Source organism: Metalysinibacillus jejuensis, assembly GCF_003057615.1.
Classification (GTDB): domain Bacteria; phylum Bacillota; class Bacilli; order Bacillales_A; family Planococcaceae; genus Metalysinibacillus; species Metalysinibacillus jejuensis.
Window position 1 is genome coordinate 1 of record NZ_QAFW01000177.1, and the last position, 395, is coordinate 395.

Sequence of the window (395 nt, forward strand, 5' to 3'; positions counted from 1 at the left end):
GTCTTATACAACCAATCGAGTGAACGGAAATATCGAATTGCAAGATGGTCATATCAAATTACCTAAACTGAAATTAGTAAAAATCAAGCAACATCGGGAAATCCCTACGGATTATAAATTAAAATCTTGTACGATTTCTAAAACAAAATCAGGTAAATACTATATTTCGATTTTGACAGAATACGAGAAAGAAATTAAACCAGTGTCCATTCAGAAAGTTGTTGGGCTAGATTTCGCTATGGACGGTCTGTATGTCGAAAGTGAACAGGGTGAGAAAGCCAATTACCCGCGTTTTTATCGACAATCATTAGAGAAATTAACAAAAGAACAACGCATCCTATCTCGTAGAAAGAAAGGTTCTGCACGTTGGGAAAAACAACGTTTGAAAGTGGCTG

Annotated in this window: 1 protein-coding gene; it reads left to right on the plus strand. The window is 35.9% G+C overall.

All coding sequences use genetic code 11. The features are described 5' to 3' along the window. On the plus strand, window positions 1–395 hold a 395-nt coding region (locus DDE80_RS14770), incomplete at both ends, for an RNA-guided endonuclease InsQ/TnpB family protein (protein WP_153060948.1).